Origin of the sequence: Eudoraea sp., from assembly GCF_049669105.1 — a bacterium.
In the GTDB taxonomy this organism is placed as follows: Bacteria; Bacteroidota; Bacteroidia; order Flavobacteriales; family Flavobacteriaceae; genus Eudoraea.
Window position 1 is genome coordinate 1 of the sequence record NZ_JBATKE010000127.1, and the last position, 18125, is coordinate 18125.

Here is an 18125-nt window from a genome sequence, read left to right on the forward strand (position 1 = left end):
ATCTACAACTGTCTTATATTATAAATTAATATAAAATTTCCTAATAAGGCAAGCTGTTACTTGTAAGTTTAAGATTAATTAGTGCTCTTTTTTAGCTATGTAAAGGATTATCTTGCTTCCTAAAAAGGGAAATTATTTAATAAAATTGTTGATTTTTTCCCATAAGGCATTATCAAAACTTGAGGGGCCCAGTAAACTCTCCCCTGCATTTCCCCCCATTCTGACTATTACAAGACCTTTGCTGGGAATTATATACAACTTTTGATCATTTTTACCCAGCCCGGAATAGGTGTCCGCAGGTGCATTTGGGATAAGTGACCCATTAAATACTACTTGTAAAGAGGGCGCCATAAAGCTCTCTTTCCCATTGAGCCACCAAAGATATCCATAGGACTTGTTTAGCTCCTGGGAGGTGTTTTTCATTTTAGATATAAAAGTCAAATCACCTAATATAATTTCGTCATTCCACACCCCATTATTTAAATTGAGTAAGCCAAATCTGGCCATACTTCGGGCTGTGCTAAAATAAACATTGTTCAAACCATTGGTGGATAACCAAAATCCATTCATACCGATTCTATTTCTAAGATTGGTATTGAAAAAAGAACTAAAAGTAGTACCTGCGGCTTCGCTTACAACACTTTCTAATAAAGTATAAGGCCCGTTGTGATAGGCCCATCTGGTACCTGCATCGGCTTCATATTCCAGGCAAGCTGCAGTAACACAATCAAATGCAGTATCCTTCAGGCCACTTGTCATGGTCAATTGATTCCATATAGTTATCAAATTTTCTTTGTCTGCAGGAGCGGAGGTCCAGCCTTCACCCAGGTAATCGGAAGTTTTATCATTCAGATCCAGCAATTGCTTTTCTTGTGCAATACCAACTGTGAACGCCGTTAGGGTTTTGCCTGCCGATGCCCAATACCAAAGGCTGTCCTGTTTAAAAGTTCCGAAGTATTCTTCCATGGCAATTTTGCCATCTTTTAAAATTAGAAATGCCTTGGTCTCCTTTTCCTCAAGGAAATCTATCAGTGGCTGTTTATTGTTTGTATTCCAACCTAATTCTTCAGGGCTAACAGTTGCCCAATCATCAGAAGCAGTGTTTGGAAAATACAGAGATGCATCCGGGTTTTCTTCAATTGGTTCATCGTTTAAATCATCTGAATTATTTTCGCAGGACAAACAGCCCATGAATACTAAAATTAAAAATAGTCCTTGAATTTGGTGTTTCATTTGGGTTTAATTTCTAATTAGACCAATACTACTAATAATGGTTTAACGCAGAATGAGAAGAATTCTTGTTAAAAGGTGGCTCTTCTTCTATTGTATTGTATTTTTGCACGGCTAAAGAAAACCCATGCGAACAAAGTCGGTAAAGAAAAATAGAATAAATGTTGTAACCCTGGGATGTTCCAAAAATGTCTATGACTCTGAGGTTCTTATGGGACAACTCAGAGCTAATGATAAAGAGGTAGTGCATGAAGAGGAAGGGAATATAGTAGTCATAAATACCTGTGGTTTTATAGCAAATGCCAAAGAGGAAAGCGTGAATACCATTTTGGAATATGTAGATAAAAAACAATCAGGAGAGGTAGATAAAGTTTTTGTTACAGGATGTCTGAGTGAACGTTATAAGCCGGATCTGGAAAAGGAAATTCCTAATGTTGATGAATATTTTGGGACCAGTGATCTACCTAATTTGTTAAAGGCCCTGGGGGCTGATTACAAACATGAATTAATTGGGGAACGCTTAACAACTACCCCAAAAAATTATGCCTATTTGAAGATTGCAGAAGGCTGTGACAGGCCTTGTTCTTTTTGTGCAATACCACTAATGCGGGGTAAACACAAGAGTAAGCCCATAGAGGAATTGGTTATCGAATCTCAAAAACTGGCATCTAATGGGGTCAAAGAACTAATACTAATTGCCCAGGACCTAACTTACTACGGCCTTGATCTGTATAAAAAAAGAAACCTGGCCGAATTATTAAAAGAACTTGCTAAGGTGGAAGGAATAGAATGGATTCGCCTTCATTACGCCTTTCCAACAGGGTTTCCTATGGATGTGCTTGAGGTTATGAAGAATGAACCAAAAATCTGTAAGTATCTCGACATACCGTTGCAACATATTTCGGATCCTATCCTTAAGAGTATGCGCAGAGGAACTACCAAAGCCAAAACTACCGCGCTTTTAAAAGATTTTAGGCAGATGGTTCCGGATATGGCCATCCGAACTACACTAATTGTTGGTTACCCTGGAGAGACAGAGGAAGATTTCCTGACTTTAAAGAACTGGGTAGAAGAAATGCGATTTGAACGACTTGGTTGCTTTACTTATAGCCATGAAGAGAATACGCATGCTTATAAACTGGAAGACGACGTACCGGAAGAGGTGAAACAAAATAGGGCGAATGAGATTATGGAGCTTCAATCCGGTATTTCATGGCAGTTAAACCAGGAAAAAATAAGTAAAACCTTTCGTTGTATCATTGATCGTAAGGAAGGCAATTATTTTATTGGAAGAACCGAATATGATTCTCCGGATGTGGATAATGAAGTTTTGGTCGATGCAAAGAACTACTACCTTAAAATTGGAGAATTCGTAGAACTTGAAATTACAGATGCGGCAGACTTTGACCTTTACGGGAGACCATTGAAGTAAGGTGTATTGGTCTAAATGGGTTAATTAAACTGTTTCATTTCCTTTTAGTTTTAAAGCAGGACATTAGAAATCAGGTTTTCAACGGTGGGATGGTCATTACCGCCGGCTGGTTCAATGGTGATATTAAAAGATTCGGCCCTGTCTATATATTTTAAAGGGATCAAATCTGTATCCGCCGGTAACAGACCCATATTTATCATTACACCATCAACATCGGCCCACATTTGATATGTTTTATCTTTCTCCAAAGGCGGAAGGCCCTGTGAATTTACCATAACACTTTTTGCAGTATGATTTACGTATGCCACTGCTCTTGATTCTGGTAATATCCTATTGCCCTTAAGTAACAAAGGAATTACATTACGGTTGTTTATGGACTGATAGCGCTGACTGGCAACTTCAAATGTTTGTTCCAAATTTGACAAACGATCCTGCAAGGTAACAGTCTGTTCCTGCAGTACTGTTAGGTTATCTTCTGCGGCCTGCCACCTGTTGTAAAACCAAAAGGAACTTAATGCAAAAATTGCAGCAAGACTGGCCGCTACAGCAAGTCGGACATAATTGAACGTATCATTTTTTTTAGGAACAGAAATGTCCCTTACTTTGGTATTTTCACCACGAGTCTCCAAAGCCTCACTTAATGCTATTTTTACGCTATCAGGTGGATGAATAGCATTTTCAAGGGCGATATTTTGAAATTCTTCCTCAAGTCCTTCAAATATTGATCTTAAATCTGCATCTTCTTTTAGTACCTTTTGAATTAGGATTTCCTGTTCATCTGAAAGTTCTCCCAAAAGATACTGCTCTAAAAGACCGTCTTCTAATATCTTTTTCTTATCCATTTCCAAAAACTTCTATAAATACTATAAGCAATGAAAGTTCTGAACGTCTTTCCCGTAATTTCACAAGGGCTTGTCTTATGTATGATTTAAAAGAACCCAGGGGAACATTCATTGTCTTATGGGCCTCCCGATGTGTAAGGCCTTTAAAATAAACCAGATCAATTGCTTGCTGATGGTGAGGTTCCAAATCTGATAAAATCCCTTTTAAAGCCGTATAATCTGTCGCCTCCAGATCAGCATTCTTATTTTCATATACACTTAAATCCTCTGTTTGGATGAGTGGCGTAGATTTTCGAAGCGCATTTAAAGTCGTGTTTTTAGCGATCCTATAGGCCCATGTATAGAATTTGCCTTTCTCAGGATCATAAGAACCTATTTTTTGCCAAATTTTAATAAAACTTTCCTGCAAAAGGTCCTTGGCCAAATCTTCTTCTCTGCACATCCTTAATATTACGCCATAAAGTGCGCCGGAATACTTGTCATATAGGAGATATAAAGCATTCTTATCTCCATTGAGAAGTTGGTTGATGAATTCAGTGTCTTTTGGGTCTGCTGCCATATACTTATGTTAAAGATATGATAAAAAATCACTTTGCTCATCCATGGTTCTAATCGATGTGTATTTAACATTGCAAAGTGCACATAAATAATTACTAATATTAAATCTTTAAACAAATCATGAAAAAAATTTTCTTAATTCTTTCAACGGTAGCTTTAGTGTTTTCTACTCAAACTGCCACCTCTCAAGACAAGGCCATGAATATTGTTGATATTGCTGCATCTGTAGACGATTTTTCAACATTGGTAACTGCTTTAAAAGCTGCAGATTTGGTTGGCGCTCTTCAGGGTGATGGACCTTTTACAGTTTTTGCGCCAGTTAACGCTGGTTTCGCTAAGATAGATTCAAATACTATGAATTCATTATTAGCACCTGAGAACAAGGAAAAGTTAGCGGCTATTCTAACTTATCATGTAGTGGCTGGAAAAATTGCTGCTGCTGATGTTGCCAGTGCTTTAAAATCTGGAAATGGTAAAGCTGAACTTACAACGCTTAATGGTGAAACTCTTACTGCAGTTTCAAAAGATGGCGGGATTTATCTAATGGATAAAAACGGAAATTACAGCAAGATAGCTAAGACAGATGTAATGGCTTCTAATGGCGTGATTCATATCATCGAAGACGTAGTAATGCCTTAATACAATCTTAAATAATTAATTTAAAAGCACCGTTTTACGGTGCTTTTTTTCGTTTTAATTCATAATTGTAAAATTCCCTTCCTAAGGCAGCTAAAAATGGAATACCTATCTCATCATATTCATATTTATCGTCGTTGAATATTCCATCAGAATTGACTAAAATAGTGGCGGTCAGCATAAATTCTACATTATTTTTTTCATCCGTTATATAAGCACAATCGGTTAGGGTACCATAGGCAAAGCCTACTTTATTATATATTTTTATATGTTCGGGAATATTTTCTTTTGAATCTCCATATATAAAAAACTTGCAATAACCGTCATAATATTCTTGTGGGTCATAACCTGCGTCTTTGGGTAATGTATGCATCGCGGTTAACAGAAATTCTCTTTGATCCTCATTAAGATTAAACCTTTCATTTGTCTTGAATAATTCAGGGAATATTATTCTTTTCAGGACTCCGTGCTGTGAACTCACCGGATAATAATTTTTAAAGCTGAAATCAAAAGGTTCGCTATGTAATGAATCATTTTCATAAAACCCAACTCCCTTTTTTATTCGTTTTAAATTAAGAGGCAAGGGCTCTGAATTTATAATAGGTGTGGATGTGCCTGTAGTACTATCATTAATATATAATATCAAAGGTTTTGTAGTAACGTCATCGGAATGTATTCCTAGTCTGTGCGAAATTCTCACAGGATGGATACCCTTGTTTTCGAGCCTGGAATTAATGTCATCCTGTCCCTGGAATTCTAGTAATCTGTTGTTTGCATGATTGTCACTAACAGATAAAATTTTGGAAATGTCCTCTGCAAAGGTGTTTTCAACTGAATCCCCTTCAATATAATATCTAGTATGCCTGTTTATTGAATCTATAAGGTTTAATTTTTCGAGCGCAAGTACAGCAATAGGCAGCTTTACAGTACTGGCAGGATAGAAGTAATTCATATCATCCAACTGAAATTCATAATCAGTTAGAACAATGCTATCGTCGCTTCGATCTATTTGGGTATAAAGTATTTGGACTTCATATTGATCAACACTGTCAATGACTTTTCTGATTGATGTGTTTGGAGAGGCCAAAACCAATGCCATCGGGTTATTTTCTTTGCTCTTGGTCTTGCAGGCCAGTAATAATAATAGTAGGAGAATAGTTAGTTTTAAAATTTTCAACACAAAGAATATTTAGTTAGTTCTGCTGTTCCGAATAAACTTCACCCCTGTGAGGTTTTAGGGCGTCTCGTACACTTGGCATATTAACTTCTTCCACCACCATATATGCAATGCTGTGCATAGAACTTAAATCTGTATTCCCGGTAATGTCTGGGCTCAAATTTTCAGCCTCTATGTAATCTTTCAAATGCTTTTCGTGATGCATGGCAACCTCTTTGGCTGCAGGCCCTCTGAAATCCCAGATTAATTTAATTTTTCTACTCACAGTTATTCTTGTTATTTAGCTACCGAGATACCTTTCTCTGCAAATGCCTTAAAATCACTTAAAGATTTAGCAGACTGTTTTTTAAATGCCCCGGGCATTATAAATCCCATTAATTTCATCATGAAGCCCGAAAATTGAAATTCTGATTCCGAAATCCACTTAGTCGTGTCGTCATCAATAACTTCAAAATAGTTCTTTTGAATATTATGAACGCCTTTCGCATCATAAGTGGCGTGGAATTCATAAGGAAAGTTATTCTTTATGATCGTTTCAATTAATGTCATCTCTCGTTTGCCAATTTTATAATACAATTCCATTTTTGCACCTTCTTTTGTGGGCTCATCCGACAATTGTTTAAAACCTAATAGTCCTTCCTGCCAATGTTTCATATTATCCGGATCATCCAATTTTTTATGTACTTCTTCACGGGAAAGGCTGATTGTTATTTCAGTAGTATATTTCATAATACTAAGGTGCTTGGCACTACTAATGTACTAAATAAAAATGTGGAGGTACTAAAAATCTGTTAATCCATATTACTATTACTTGCCCAGCAGGATTGAATTCTTATTTTTGTCAAATGCACTTTTTAAACCTACAGACAAAAGGGATCAGAATATATGCGGCAATAGCCATATTGATAGCCTTATTATTTTCCTGTAATTCTTTTTTGAAGAATGATATAAATGAAAATCCCTTAGCCAGAGTAGGGGATACTTATTTATATTGGGATGAGGTAGAGGTTGTTCTTGGCGAAAATATTACAAAAGAGGATAGTGCATCTATGGTTACCAATTACATAAATAACTGGGCAACAAAACAAATACTTTTAGAAAAAGCCAAGATTAATTTACCCGATGAAAAGATCGCAGAATTTGAACAATTGGTGTCTAATTACCGCACAGACCTATATACAAGGGCCTATAAAGAAGCTTTGATAAATCAGGCAGAAGATACACTAATCTCTCAGGAAGAATTAAACAGGTTTTACGACGAAGAGAAGGAGAATTTCAAGCTCAAGGAAAAAATCATTAAACTCAGGTTTATTCAATTGCCCCTGCAGTTTCTCAATACAAAAGAAGTAACAGAGAGCTTAAGAAGATTTAATGAGGAAGACATCAGATATTTGGACTCCATAGGGGTGCAATTTAAAAAGCTTAATTTTAATGACTCACTTTGGGTTCCTGCATCAAGGGTGATTGAAGAAATACCTCCCTTGAATATTGATAATGAAGGCAGATACTTAAAAAAATCACAATTTTTTGAATTAGAGGATGCAATGGGGGTATATTTGACAAAGATAAACGATGTGCTTGGCGTTAATGAAATTGCGCCGCTCTCGTATGTCGAACCTACCATAAGACAAGTACTTCTTAATAGAAGAAAATTAGACTACATAAGAAAACTGGAAACAGAAATTATAGATGAAGCAACCAAGGAAAAAATATTTGAAGTGTATGACAAACAGGAATAGCATACTATTCGTTTTATGCTTTTTTATCGTTTTTGTCAGTGTAGAAGCACAGGAAAATGATTCTATCCCTGATACTCAAATAGAACCGCCAGAAACTGTTGTGGTAGCTGATATAGATGTAAAAAAAGATACCGTAAACACATTTAAGAGGATAAAGCTAGATGGCATTTCGGCGGTAGTTGGGGATTACCTGATCCTGGACTCCGATATTGAAAAAACGCTGATAGATTTGCGCAGCCAGGGAGCTGCTATGGACGATATTACACACTGTGGTTTATTGGGGAAATTAATGGAAGACCGTTTATATGCCCATCAAGCCGTGCAGGATAGTATTTTAGTGTCTGATGATGAGGTAAATGCCACCAGTGACCGTCAAATGCAACAATTGGTACAGCAGGTAGGATCTATGGAAAAAGTCCTTAATTTTTATAATAAAGAAAGCGTTGAAGATTTCCGGGAAGAATTGTACAATATAAATAAGTTGAGAATGTTGTCGGAGAAAATGCAGCAAAAAATTATCAGTGAAATTGAAGTTACCCCAGAGGAAGTAAGACAATTTTTTAATAAAATTCCCGAGGATGAAAAACCTGTTTTTGGTGCAGAACTTGAAATTTCACAGATAGTAAAAATACCTGAAATTCCTGAAGAGGAAAAACAAAAAACAATTAATAAGTTAAATGAAATAAAGGCAGATTGTGAAGATAATGATGCCAGTTTTAGCGTTAAAGCAATCTTATATTCACAGGATCCTGGCTCCAAGTCCAAAGGTGGTTTTTACAGCATGACAAGGGAAACACCGTTTGTAAAAGAATTTAAGGATGTGGCTTTTAGTTTGCGCCAGGGTGAAATTTCTGAACCATTTGAAACTGATTTTGGGTACCATATTATATATATTGAAAAGATAAGAGGTCAGGAACTAGATTTGCGTCATATTCTGTTGCAACCAGAGATACCTCAATCGTCTATCGATAAAGCCAGAATTGAGTTGGATACGATACGGAAGCAGCTGATGGAAGGTAAATATACTTTCGCCGAAGCGGCATTGAATTTTTCAGATGAAAAAGAAACTAAGTTTGACGGAGGGTTATTAAGAAATCCAATTAATTTTGATTCACGTTTTGAACTTACGAAGATGGATCCATCATTATATAATCAGGTAAGGAATTTAAAGGACAACGAAATATCGCAACCTACCCTGGAGCAGGATCCAAATGGAGGTCCCCCCAGGTATAAAATTTTAATGGTTAGTAATAGATATGATGAGCATGAGGCAACTTTTGCTCAAGACTATATTAAAATTCAGGAACTTGCACTAAGAGATAAGCAGTTTACTACTATTCGGAAATGGCTTAATGATCATATTTCAGATACTTATGTAAGTGTTGGCGGAGATAATAGAGATTGTGAATTTGCCAATAATTGGGTAAAGGAATAACCGGATGTCTGACGTTACAGCAATCAACAATTTAGTAGCCAAACACAGGGCTTTAAAAAAAGAAATAGCTAAGATAATTGTAGGGCAGGACCTGGTAATTGACCAAATTCTTTTATCTATCTACACAGGGGGTCATTCCTTGCTGATTGGTGTGCCCGGCTTAGCCAAAACCTTAATGGTAAATACAATTGCCCGTACTTTGGGACTCGACTTTAAGAGAATACAATTTACCCCTGATCTGATGCCAAGTGATATTTTAGGAAGTGAGATATTAGACCAGAATAGGAATTTCAAATTTATTAAAGGGCCTATTTTTGCCAATATAATTCTTGCAGATGAGATTAATAGAACACCACCTAAAACACAAGCAGCTCTTTTAGAGGCCATGCAGGAAAGAGCAGTAACAATAACGGGAGTACAACATAAACTTTCCCGGCCATATTTTGTACTAGCTACACAAAACCCTATAGAACAGGAAGGTACTTATCCCCTTCCGGAAGCGCAGCTTGATCGATTTATGTTTGCAATAGAGTTAAAATATCCATCTATTGCGGAAGAAACACAAGTAGTTAAAACAACAACCAATGATGAATTTCCTGAAGTGAATCCCTTATTTAATGCAGAGGAGATTCTAGAAGTTCAGCATTTGGTTAGAAGAATACCCGTTCCGGACAATGTTGTGGATTATGCGGTAAAATTGGTAAGCAGTACCCGACCGGGATTAGAGACTTCTTCGGATTATGTAAAACAATACCTGGATTGGGGTGCCGGACCACGGGCTTCTCAGAACCTAATTTTAGGGGCCAAGGCCCACGCTGCAATTAATGGCAAGTTCTCCCCTGATATAGAAGACGTGCAGGCTGTGGCAATGGGGATTCTCAGACATAGAATAATTAAGAATTATAAGGCAGAGGCCGAAGGTATCTCAGAGGAAGATATTGTAAATAAACTTCTTTAACGCCTTTCGTGGACATTCAATAAAGAAGAAACATGATTATTTTTCGTATTGGTCTGAAGGTTTTAAAAAGTATAGAATCTCATATTAATAGGAAATCAGATTTCCTGTTTTTCTTAAAGTAGGATGGATTTGAAAATAAATTATCATATATCCACAATTAATGTGTAATCCCATTCTAAAAATTTCCTTTACCACGTGTATTTTACTAATTTTACGGAATTCAATTAACAGAAAAAACTCAAAATAATGGCATTTGATATTGACATGATAAAAGGGGTTTACGCCAATATAGCAGAACGTATTGACAAGGCTCGTGATATAGTTGGAAGACCATTAACACTTTCCGAGAAAATATTATATGCACATCTTTGGGAGGGCCAGCCTACAAAAGCTTTTAGAAGAGGTAAGGATTACGTAGATTTTGCACCGGATAGAGTGGCATGTCAGGATGCAACTGCTCAGATGGCACTTCTGCAATTTATGCAGGCGGGGAAACCTAAAGTTGCAGTTCCAACTACGGTACATTGCGATCATTTAATCCAGGCTAAGAGCGGGGCAGCTATTGATTTAAGAACTGCCAATACTACAAGTGCTGAGGTATTCAACTTTTTAGAATCGGTTTCTAATAAATACGGAATAGGTTTTTGGAAGCCAGGAGCTGGAATTATTCATCAGGTAGTTTTAGAAAACTATGCTTTTCCGGGAGGTATGATGATAGGAACGGACTCACATACAGTAAATGCGGGAGGCTTGGGAATGTTGGCCATTGGTGTTGGAGGAGCAGATGCCGTAGATGTTATGGCAGGCATGGCCTGGGAACTGAAGTTTCCAAAATTAATTGGTGTCAAGCTCACAGGTAAAATTTCAGGTTGGACTTCTGCTAAAGATGTGATATTAAAGGTTGCTGGTATTCTAACTGTAAAAGGGGGAACCGGAGCAATTGTAGAATATTTTGGTGAAGGGGCTAAGAATCTTTCTTGTACCGGAAAGGGCACGATATGTAATATGGGTGCAGAAATAGGAGCTACTACCTCCACCTTTGGTTATGATGCCTCTATGGAACGATATCTTCGTGCAACTGACAGAAGTGATATTGCCGATGCGGCGAATGAAGTAAAGGAGTATCTGACAGCAGATTCAGAGGTCTATGCGGAACCGGAGAAATACTTCGATGAACTTATAGAAATTAATTTAAATGATCTAAGACCACATTTAAACGGTCCTTTTACACCAGATTTGGCCACTCCTGTAGGTGAACTTGGTCCTAAAGCCAGGAAAAATGACTGGCCTATTCAGGTTGACTGGGGCCTTATCGGGTCATGTACCAATTCTTCCTATGAAGATTTAACCAGGGCTGCATCTATTGCAAAACAGGCGGTGGACAATAATATAAAACCTAAGTCCGATTTTGGAATTAATCCGGGATCAGAACAAATCAGATTTACTGCTGAACGTGACGGCTTATTGCAGATATTTGAAAATCTGGGGGCAACCATTTTTACTAACGCATGTGGTCCTTGCATTGGACAATGGGACAGAAGTGATCTCAAAGGGGAGGAGAAAAATACTATTGTGCATTCTTTTAACCGAAATTTTTCAAAGAGGGCTGATGGTAACCCCAACACGCATGCCTTTGTAGGCTCTCCTGAAATGGTAGCAGCCATTGCACTTTCGGGAAGGTTGGATTTTGATCCTATGAACGACACACTTTTAAATGAAGATGGAAAGGAAATTAAATTAAAAGAACCAGAGGGAATTGAATTACCTCCAAAAGGTTTTGAGGTTGATGATGCGGGGTACCTTGCACCTGATGAAGATGGCAGTGGGGTTGAAGTAATTGTAGCAAAAGATTCTGAAAGGCTGCAGGTTTTGGAACCATTTGTCCCAATTTCTTCGGATAGTCTTCAAAACATGAAGCTTCTGATTAAAGCATTTGGTAAATGTACTACAGACCATATTTCAATGGCTGGCCCATGGCTCAGATACAGAGGTCACCTTGATAATATTGCTAATAACACTTTGATAGGCGCTGTAAATGCCTTTAACAAAAAGACCAATTTTGTAAAAAACCAATTGAATGGAGAATATGGTGGTGTGCCGGATACGCAGAGAGCGTATAAAGCCAAAGGCATAAAGACCATTGTAGTTGGTGATCACAATTATGGTGAAGGATCTTCCCGTGAACATGCGGCTATGCAACCCAGACATTTGGGTGTAGCGGCGGTCCTTGTAAAGTCCTTTGCCCGTATTCACGAAACCAATCTGAAAAAACAAGGGATGTTAGCATTGACTTTTACTAATGAAAGTGACTATGACCTTATTCAGGAAGATGACACTTTTAACTTCATTGATATTAAAGAATTTGCACCAGATAAACCATTGACTATTGAAGTTGTACATGCGGATGGTACCAAGGATTTAATCCAGGCGAAACACACCTACAATCTGCAGCAGATTGAATGGTTTCACCAAGGCTCCGCTCTTAATGTTATAAAGAAGGATAATGCGGCATAATTTGCATCATTAATTAAGTAAAGTAACTCCCGATATTTCTCGGGAGTTATTTAGTTTTGTCTAACAGCAATAATATGAAAGTAAGTAGGAAAACCATACTCAATATACTATTCATGGCTTTCGTGCTTTCATTTTTTGTGACCCCGCTTGGGTATTATGGTAAAATTTTATTAAACCAAATATTTTCCTTTCGTCCGGAGGTAATTGAAGTTGGAGAACAACCACAAATATCGGATTACAACTGGAAATTAAAAAATGCGAGTTGGGAGTTCTTCAATTTTGAAAAATCCAAAGGAAATGTGGTTTTTATAAATTTCTGGGCTTCATGGCGATTGCCCTGTGCGGCAGAACTTAAAAGTATTCAGAATCTTTATGATAAATATAAGAATAAGGTCGATTTCTATATCATAACTGATGAAGAGAGGCTGCCCGTAGAAGAGTTTATGAAAGAAAATAAATTTACTTTTCCGGTAACCTATCTTATTATTGGTGAAAGATCTCCTTTGGCTATTCTTGAGCCACCTTCGTCGTACATAATTGATAAAGAGGGCAATATTCGGGTAAAACAAAAAGGAATTGCCGATTGGGATAATAATACAATCTATAATCTGCTCAATGAACTAACAAAATAGAAGTGAAATTAAAAAGGACACAGCTAATCAATATTGCGATTATTCTATTATTGGCGCTTTATTTTTTTACGCCGATAGGTTTTCATGCCAAAGTATATCTTAACAGGTTAATATCTCATAATCCTGTTCCTGTTGAAGAGAGAGCTCAGCAGTTTTTAGAGGATTATGATTTTAAACTGGTGAATTCAAAAGGTAATGTGGTGAATCTCTTAGATTACAAGGGTGAAGTTATATTTATAAATTTCTGGGCTACCTGGTGTCCACCGTGTGTTGCAGAAATGCCCGGTTTACAACTGTTGTATAACGCCTATCGGGAAAAGGTCACATTTTTATTTATTGCCCGGGATAAAAAAGAAAAGGTGTCTAACTTCATAACGAAGAAAAATTATAATTTACCGGTTTATTTCGAATCTGGATTTACACCAAAAACCCTTTATTCTGCGGCTTTGCCAACAACGTTTATCATTGATAAAAAGGGCAATATTGTTGTAGCAGAGACAGGATCTGCTGATTGGAACTCAGAAAGCGTTCATATTTTATTGGATGGTCTCTTAAAATAAAAGTAAGGACTTGGAAGCGCTGAAATTGACTGTTTTATGGAATAATTAGCTAAGACTATTTATTTCTTAAAATACTTAAAAGGAACAAACAACATACCAAAACACTCTCCATCTTCTTTTCCAATATGCTTATGGTGCATTTTATGTGCTCTCCTCACACCTTTGGCATACCAGTTATCAGCATTTCTAAACATTTTAAATCGTTGGTGAATGAAAATGTCATGAACTAAAAAATAAGTTGCACCATATGCCATAATTCCAAAGCCTAATGGCCAACCGTACCAGAAGGACGTATAGGATGCTAAATAAAAGAAGGTCATGCTAACAACTGCATAAAAAATAAAGAATGCATCATTGCGTTCAAACCAGGAACCATGATCTTTTTTATGATGATCACTGTGCAAAATCCATAAAAAACCATGCATTATGTACTTGTGAGTAAACCAGGCCATAAACTCCATAAAACCGAAGGTGCCAAGGAAAACTAAAATCCAAATTACAATTTTCATGCTAATATAAGTTCAGTTTATAATTTACATAAGACTTTGCAAGAAGTCCGAATTTTTGATAGTTAGGCACCCGTATTCTGGCATTTTTAATTTCCATAGACGGTGTTTTTTGTAACTTGTTCAGTAATTTATAATAGTATTTATAGGCAGTATAAACACCAAATTTTGCTTCATTAGGAAGCTGAACTATTCCGTCATATCCCATTTTAAAATCTTCTTTGATCTCTTCAACAATTCTTAGTTTAGATGTTTCATCTAATTCCTGGAGGTTGGTATTTGGAAAATAAGAACGATTTAAGTGCTCATGATCTGCCTTAAGATCTCTGAGAAAGTTAACCTTTTGAAACGCAGACCCTAAAGCCATGGCAGAATCCTTTAGGGCTTCATAGCGCTCATCGTCTCCTTTAACAAAAACGCGAAGACACATTAGGCCTACGACGTCCGCAGATCCATAAATGTATTCTTTAAATTCTGCTTCAGTACTATAAACGCTTTTCTTGAGATCCATTCTCATACTTTTCATAAAAGATAGTACCAAATGATGTGGGATTTTGTATTTATGATAAGTATGTTGAAAGGCATTAAGTATAGGATTCAGGCTTATATGGTCTTTTAAGCTTGCCTCAAGATCCTCTTCAAATTTGTTAAACAAGGATTCTTTGTCATAGTCATGAAAGGCATCGACTATTTCGTCTGCACATCGAACAAAACCATATATATTGTAAATGTCACTCCTTATGGAGGATGATAACATCTTTGTGGCGAGCGAAAAGGATGTACTGTAAGATTGGGTTACAATTTTGCTGCATTCAAAGGAAATATGATCGAAAATTACTTTCATTTATTAACTATTAATAATTTTTCTTCATTAATTCGGAAACTAATTTTCCCGAAATTAAAGAAGGAGGAACTCCTGGCCCGGGGACCGTTAATTGCCCGGTAAAAAATAGATTATTAACTTTTTTACTCTTCAAACCTGGTCTCATAAATGCCGTTTGTGATAATGTATTGGCCATACCATAGGCATTTCCTTTATAAGAGTTGTACTGTTCCTTAAAGTCATTCACACAAAAAGACTTTTTAAATATAATATTATTTTCTACACGCTGCCCTGTACGCTCCTGGAATCTTTTCAATATAATATCAAAATATTGATCCCTAAGTTCTTGAGTATCTTCTATCCCTGGCGCTATTGGAATCAGGAAGAAACCGGTTTCCTTATTATCTGGCGCCATGCTTTTATCTGTTACTGAAGGGAAGTTTGCATAAAATAAAGGCCTTGTTGGCCATTTAGGATTATCATAAATCTCAGAGGCATGTTCACTAAAATCGGTGTCAAAAAAGAGATTATGATGTTCAATATTTTCTAATTTTTTGTCAAACCCAATAAAAAAAAGTAATGAGGAGGGTGCAAAGGTTTTTCTTTGCCAATATTTTTCAGAATATTGCCGATAAGGGCTATCCAATAGGGTTTCTGTATGATGATAATCGGCACCACTTAATACCATATCTGCATCAATTGTTTCAGAATTCACTAATATCCCTGTTGCCTTACCTTCCCGCACAATGATTTTTTCTACTGGACTATCCGTGTGAATTGTAACCCCTAATTCCAGCGCCAAACTTTTCATTCCAATAATTATCTGGTACATTCCTCCTCTAGGATGCCAGGTTCCGAGTCCAAAATCTGCAAAATTCATAAAACTATAAAAAGCGGGGGTGTTACTGGGCTTTGCTCCAAGAAATAACACAGGAAATTCCAGTGTGGAAATAAGTTTCGGGTTTTTAAAATTTTTTCGGACTTCCTGACTTATTGTTTTAAAGAATTGGTCTACTCTTATTATGGTATCCTTCGTTATTAGCTCTAAAGGAGAAAGCCCGGGACGATAGACTATTTCATTAATGGCAATATTGTAATTTTTTTGAGCCTTGGCAATAAATGTTTTAAGATGCCTGGAACTGCCTTTTTCAATTCGTTCAAATTCCTCGCAAATTTTATCCATACAGTCCCCGATCGTTATAACATCGTCTTCAAAGAAAATTTTATAAGCAGGACTTAATTTATCCAATTGGTAATAGTCTGAGGTTTGTTTGCCAAAATCTGCAAAGAAACGGTCAAAAATATCGGGCATCCAATACCAACTTGGGCCTATATCAAAGGTAAACCCTTCTGTAATGAGTTGTCTGGCTCTTCCACCCACTGTATCGTTCTTTTCAAAAAGACTAACATTAAAGCCTTTTTTAGCCAGATAGCAAGAGGCCGAAAGGGATGAAAACCCCGATCCAATGATTACAACTTTTTGTTTGTTGCTATTCATGGTTTGACTGCTATTTGTGTTTTATAATACTTTAGACAATTGTTCAATAGAGTCAAAGGTACGAATGTGTGGCGGAAGTTTTTCTTTATTTATGTGTTGAATTTGCCTACCTAAAATCCACAAATTGGAATTATACTGGTTTAAATATTTTGTAAAGTCATCAATGTATTTCTCTAATTTGTCTTTGTTTGGTACAACAGTAAAGTAGGACAAATAATGTATATTATTATAATAATTTTCCAGGTCTGCCAAGTTTTCTAAAGGCATAGTCTGACCCAGATAAATAGTTTTGTAACCATGAAGAATAATTTCATAATTAATAAACAGTAGCCCAATTTCATGAATTTCATTTTCAGGCAGAAATAGAACGAATACCTTTTCATCGTTAGTCGGTTCCATCAACTGCAATTTCTCGGTACTCGTGTAAATCTTCTGTTTAATCAAATTAGTAATAAAATGTTCATGTGCCGGGCTAATGGTATCTGTCTGCCATAATAATCCAAGTTCATTTAAAAAAGGAATGAAGTACTCCCAAAAAATATCTCGAAATGATTTTTCCGCAAGCAGGCTATTATAGGTGTTTTGGAATAACGACAGGTCAAAGTTAATCATGGATAGTTTAAAGGCATTTATCGCATGATTTTTAGTGCTGCTTTTGGCCATGATCTCCCTGACTATAAGTGGAATATCTGCTTCTTGTAGTTTTGCAATCTTAGATATTTTATAACCGTTATTATAGAGAAGGGTAATATTGAGCAATTTCTGTAGACTTGCCAGGCTATAGGTCCTGATGTTGGTGCTGGTTCTCTCGGGCGACAATAGCCCGTATCTTTTCTCCCAGATTCGAATAGTATGTGCTTTAATACCGGACAGGTTTTCCAAATCCCGAATACTAAAAGATTTTTTTACATTGTTCATGCTTTATGAATAATCTTTAAACAAATCTACAATTTTAAAAGCGGAAGTATTTAATAGTTTCGTTAATTTTTTCTGAAGTAATCAGCAAAGGAATCATTTTTTTTAGTTTATGCAGTGAAAATTTTAAAAATTCTATTATAAATGGATATATTTAGACCAACTAAGCAGAGAATGTTATGTCAAAAAAAACCACCCAAACTAGAAAGCAGTTTTTAAAGAGAATCGGAGCCGGAACACTAGCTTTGGCCAGCACACCGGCTATCATCGGTGCCGGAACAATCCCGAATATTTCTTATCTGAGCAGAAAAAAATATAGCGCAAACAGTAATATACAAATCGCTCTTATAGGAGCCGGGGGTATGGGCTCTGAGGATACAAATACAGCCCTAAAACACGATGGTGTAAAATTAGTTGCTGTTTGTGATCTTTATGATGGGCATCTCGAGAGAGCCAGGGAAAGATGGGGTAAAGACTTGTTTACAACCAAACAGTACAAGGAAATATTAGCCAGGAAAGACGTGGATGCCGTTATTATTGGTACACCTGATCATTGGCATAAACAGATTTCAATAGACGCCATGCGTGCAGGTAAGCATGTTTACTGTGAGAAGCCTATGGTACATTCCTTAGACGAGGGGCATGAGGTTATAAAAGCTCAGAATGAAAC

At 36.7% G+C, this 18125-nt stretch carries 19 protein-coding genes; 9 read left to right on the top strand and 10 right to left on the bottom strand.

The features are described from left to right. Window positions 1–132 precede the first annotated feature (132 nt). A complete protein-coding gene (locus WBM60_RS10700) occupies window positions 133–1233 on the bottom strand; it encodes a serine hydrolase domain-containing protein (RefSeq protein ID WP_424283060.1) in 1101 nt (366 codons plus the stop codon). A 124-nt stretch (window positions 1234–1357) separates the two neighbouring features. Between WBM60_RS10700 and rimO the strand changes: the two genes are divergently transcribed. Beyond that, a complete protein-coding gene (rimO, locus tag WBM60_RS10705) occupies window positions 1358–2662 on the top strand; it encodes a 30S ribosomal protein S12 methylthiotransferase RimO (RefSeq protein WP_424283061.1) in 1305 nt (434 codons plus the stop codon). A 50-nt stretch (window positions 2663–2712) separates the two neighbouring features. Here the strand turns inward: rimO and WBM60_RS10710 are convergent, their stop codons facing one another. Beyond that, window positions 2713–3504: an anti-sigma factor gene (locus WBM60_RS10710; protein WP_424260866.1), complete on the bottom strand. Its 792-nt coding sequence runs from the start codon at window positions 3502–3504 to the stop codon at window positions 2713–2715. After that, window positions 3497–4063, bottom strand: a complete 567-nt coding sequence (locus tag WBM60_RS10715; RefSeq protein ID WP_424260864.1) for an RNA polymerase sigma factor — start codon at window positions 4061–4063, stop codon at window positions 3497–3499. The genes WBM60_RS10710 and WBM60_RS10715 overlap by 8 nt, the downstream gene beginning before the upstream one ends. Before the next feature lie 119 nt (window positions 4064–4182). Between WBM60_RS10715 and WBM60_RS10720 the strand changes: the two genes are divergently transcribed. Then, window positions 4183–4701 (top strand): fasciclin domain-containing protein, encoded by a 519-nt coding sequence (locus WBM60_RS10720; protein WP_299163904.1) that lies wholly within the window; start codon window positions 4183–4185, stop codon window positions 4699–4701. 34 nt (window positions 4702–4735) lie between these two features. On the opposite strand, the gene WBM60_RS10725 is transcribed toward WBM60_RS10720, so the two are convergent. The 3 genes from WBM60_RS10725 to WBM60_RS10735 are packed head-to-tail and all read right to left on the bottom strand — an operon-like array spanning window position 4736 to window position 6604. Further along, the gene (locus tag WBM60_RS10725; RefSeq protein ID WP_424277874.1) at window positions 4736–5875 is read right to left on the bottom strand and encodes a serine hydrolase; all 1140 of its coding nucleotides are present in this window, start codon (window positions 5873–5875) and stop codon (window positions 4736–4738) included. 16 nt (window positions 5876–5891) lie between these two features. Further along, window positions 5892–6140: a hypothetical protein gene (locus tag WBM60_RS10730; RefSeq protein ID WP_424260859.1), complete on the bottom strand. Its 249-nt coding sequence runs from the start codon at window positions 6138–6140 to the stop codon at window positions 5892–5894. Between the two features lie 11 nt (window positions 6141–6151). Beyond that, entirely contained in the window at window positions 6152–6604 is a 453-nt protein-coding gene (locus WBM60_RS10735; protein ID WP_424260857.1) for an SRPBCC family protein, read from the bottom strand. A 116-nt stretch (window positions 6605–6720) separates the two neighbouring features. On the opposite strand from WBM60_RS10735, the gene WBM60_RS10740 reads away from it, so the two are divergent. The 6 genes from WBM60_RS10740 to WBM60_RS10765 all read left to right on the top strand — a co-directional run bounded on the left by WBM60_RS10740 (window position 6721) and on the right by WBM60_RS10765 (window position 13713). After that, window positions 6721–7614 (top strand): peptidyl-prolyl cis-trans isomerase, encoded by an 894-nt coding sequence (locus tag WBM60_RS10740; protein WP_424260855.1) that lies wholly within the window; start codon window positions 6721–6723, stop codon window positions 7612–7614. Continuing rightward, window positions 7598–9049 carry a peptidylprolyl isomerase gene (locus WBM60_RS10745; RefSeq protein WP_424260853.1) on the top strand — a complete coding sequence of 484 codons (1452 nt, stop codon included), beginning with the start codon at window positions 7598–7600 and terminating at the stop codon, window positions 9047–9049. Before WBM60_RS10740 ends, WBM60_RS10745 begins: the two co-directional genes overlap by 17 nt. A 4-nt stretch (window positions 9050–9053) precedes the next feature. Next, window positions 9054–10007: an AAA family ATPase gene (locus WBM60_RS10750; protein ID WP_424260851.1), complete on the top strand. Its 954-nt coding sequence runs from the start codon at window positions 9054–9056 to the stop codon at window positions 10005–10007. A 246-nt stretch (window positions 10008–10253) separates the two neighbouring features. After that, entirely contained in the window at window positions 10254–12521 is a 2268-nt protein-coding gene (locus tag WBM60_RS10755; protein WP_424260849.1) for an aconitate hydratase, read from the top strand. A 74-nt stretch (window positions 12522–12595) separates the two neighbouring features. Next, window positions 12596–13153 (top strand): TlpA family protein disulfide reductase, encoded by a 558-nt coding sequence (locus tag WBM60_RS10760; protein WP_424260847.1) that lies wholly within the window; start codon window positions 12596–12598, stop codon window positions 13151–13153. A 2-nt stretch (window positions 13154–13155) separates the two neighbouring features. Beyond that, window positions 13156–13713 (top strand): TlpA family protein disulfide reductase, encoded by a 558-nt coding sequence (locus tag WBM60_RS10765; RefSeq protein WP_424260845.1) that lies wholly within the window; start codon window positions 13156–13158, stop codon window positions 13711–13713. A gap of 59 nt (window positions 13714–13772) precedes the next feature. On the opposite strand, the gene WBM60_RS10770 is transcribed toward WBM60_RS10765, so the two are convergent. From WBM60_RS10770 to WBM60_RS10785, 4 genes are read right to left on the bottom strand one after another with little or no spacing between them, the layout of a single operon-like run. Then, a complete protein-coding gene (locus WBM60_RS10770) occupies window positions 13773–14222 on the bottom strand; it encodes a beta-carotene hydroxylase (protein ID WP_424277027.1) in 450 nt (149 codons plus the stop codon). Between the two features lies 1 nt (window position 14223). Continuing rightward, window positions 14224–15063 (bottom strand): phytoene/squalene synthase family protein, encoded by an 840-nt coding sequence (locus WBM60_RS10775; protein ID WP_424260841.1) that lies wholly within the window; start codon window positions 15061–15063, stop codon window positions 14224–14226. A 10-nt stretch (window positions 15064–15073) separates the two neighbouring features. Beyond that, entirely contained in the window at window positions 15074–16540 is a 1467-nt protein-coding gene (locus WBM60_RS10780) for a phytoene desaturase family protein (RefSeq protein ID WP_424260839.1), read from the bottom strand. A 21-nt stretch (window positions 16541–16561) separates the two neighbouring features. Further along, window positions 16562–17458, bottom strand: coding sequence for a MerR family transcriptional regulator (locus WBM60_RS10785; RefSeq protein WP_424260837.1), 897 nt, complete (start codon window positions 17456–17458; stop codon window positions 16562–16564). A 176-nt stretch (window positions 17459–17634) separates the two neighbouring features. Between WBM60_RS10785 and WBM60_RS10790 the strand changes: the two genes are divergently transcribed. Further along, the coding region (locus WBM60_RS10790) for a Gfo/Idh/MocA family protein (protein WP_424283062.1) at window positions 17635–18125 on the top strand (491 nt) is incomplete at its 3' end.

Bases quoted from the DNA above. Each gene is read 5' to 3' on its own strand.
- WBM60_RS10745 (WP_424260853.1), top strand. From the start codon at position 7,598: ATGACAAACAGGAATAGCATACTATTCGTTTTATGCTTTTTTATCGTT.
- WBM60_RS10750 (WP_424260851.1), top strand. From the start codon at position 9,054: ATGTCTGACGTTACAGCAATCAACAATTTAGTAGCCAAACACAGGGCT.
- WBM60_RS10780 (WP_424260839.1), bottom strand. From the start codon at position 16,540: ATGAATAGCAACAAACAAAAAGTTGTAATCATTGGATCGGGGTTTTCA.
- WBM60_RS10740 (WP_424260855.1), top strand. From the start codon at position 6,721: ATGCACTTTTTAAACCTACAGACAAAAGGGATCAGAATATATGCGGCA.
- WBM60_RS10760 (WP_424260847.1), top strand. From the start codon at position 12,596: ATGAAAGTAAGTAGGAAAACCATACTCAATATACTATTCATGGCTTTC.
- WBM60_RS10710 (WP_424260866.1), bottom strand. From the start codon at position 3,504: ATGGATAAGAAAAAGATATTAGAAGACGGTCTTTTAGAGCAGTATCTT.
- WBM60_RS10720 (WP_299163904.1), top strand. From the start codon at position 4,183: ATGAAAAAAATTTTCTTAATTCTTTCAACGGTAGCTTTAGTGTTTTCT.
- WBM60_RS10785 (WP_424260837.1), bottom strand. From the start codon at position 17,458: ATGAACAATGTAAAAAAATCTTTTAGTATTCGGGATTTGGAAAACCTG.
- rimO (WP_424283061.1), top strand. From the start codon at position 1,358: ATGCGAACAAAGTCGGTAAAGAAAAATAGAATAAATGTTGTAACCCTG.
- WBM60_RS10735 (WP_424260857.1), bottom strand. From the start codon at position 6,604: ATGAAATATACTACTGAAATAACAATCAGCCTTTCCCGTGAAGAAGTA.
- WBM60_RS10775 (WP_424260841.1), bottom strand. From the start codon at position 15,063: ATGAAAGTAATTTTCGATCATATTTCCTTTGAATGCAGCAAAATTGTA.
- WBM60_RS10755 (WP_424260849.1), top strand. From the start codon at position 10,254: ATGGCATTTGATATTGACATGATAAAAGGGGTTTACGCCAATATAGCA.
- WBM60_RS10700 (WP_424283060.1), bottom strand. From the start codon at position 1,233: ATGAAACACCAAATTCAAGGACTATTTTTAATTTTAGTATTCATGGGC.
- WBM60_RS10715 (WP_424260864.1), bottom strand. From the start codon at position 4,063: ATGGCAGCAGACCCAAAAGACACTGAATTCATCAACCAACTTCTCAAT.
- WBM60_RS10770 (WP_424277027.1), bottom strand. From the start codon at position 14,222: ATGAAAATTGTAATTTGGATTTTAGTTTTCCTTGGCACCTTCGGTTTT.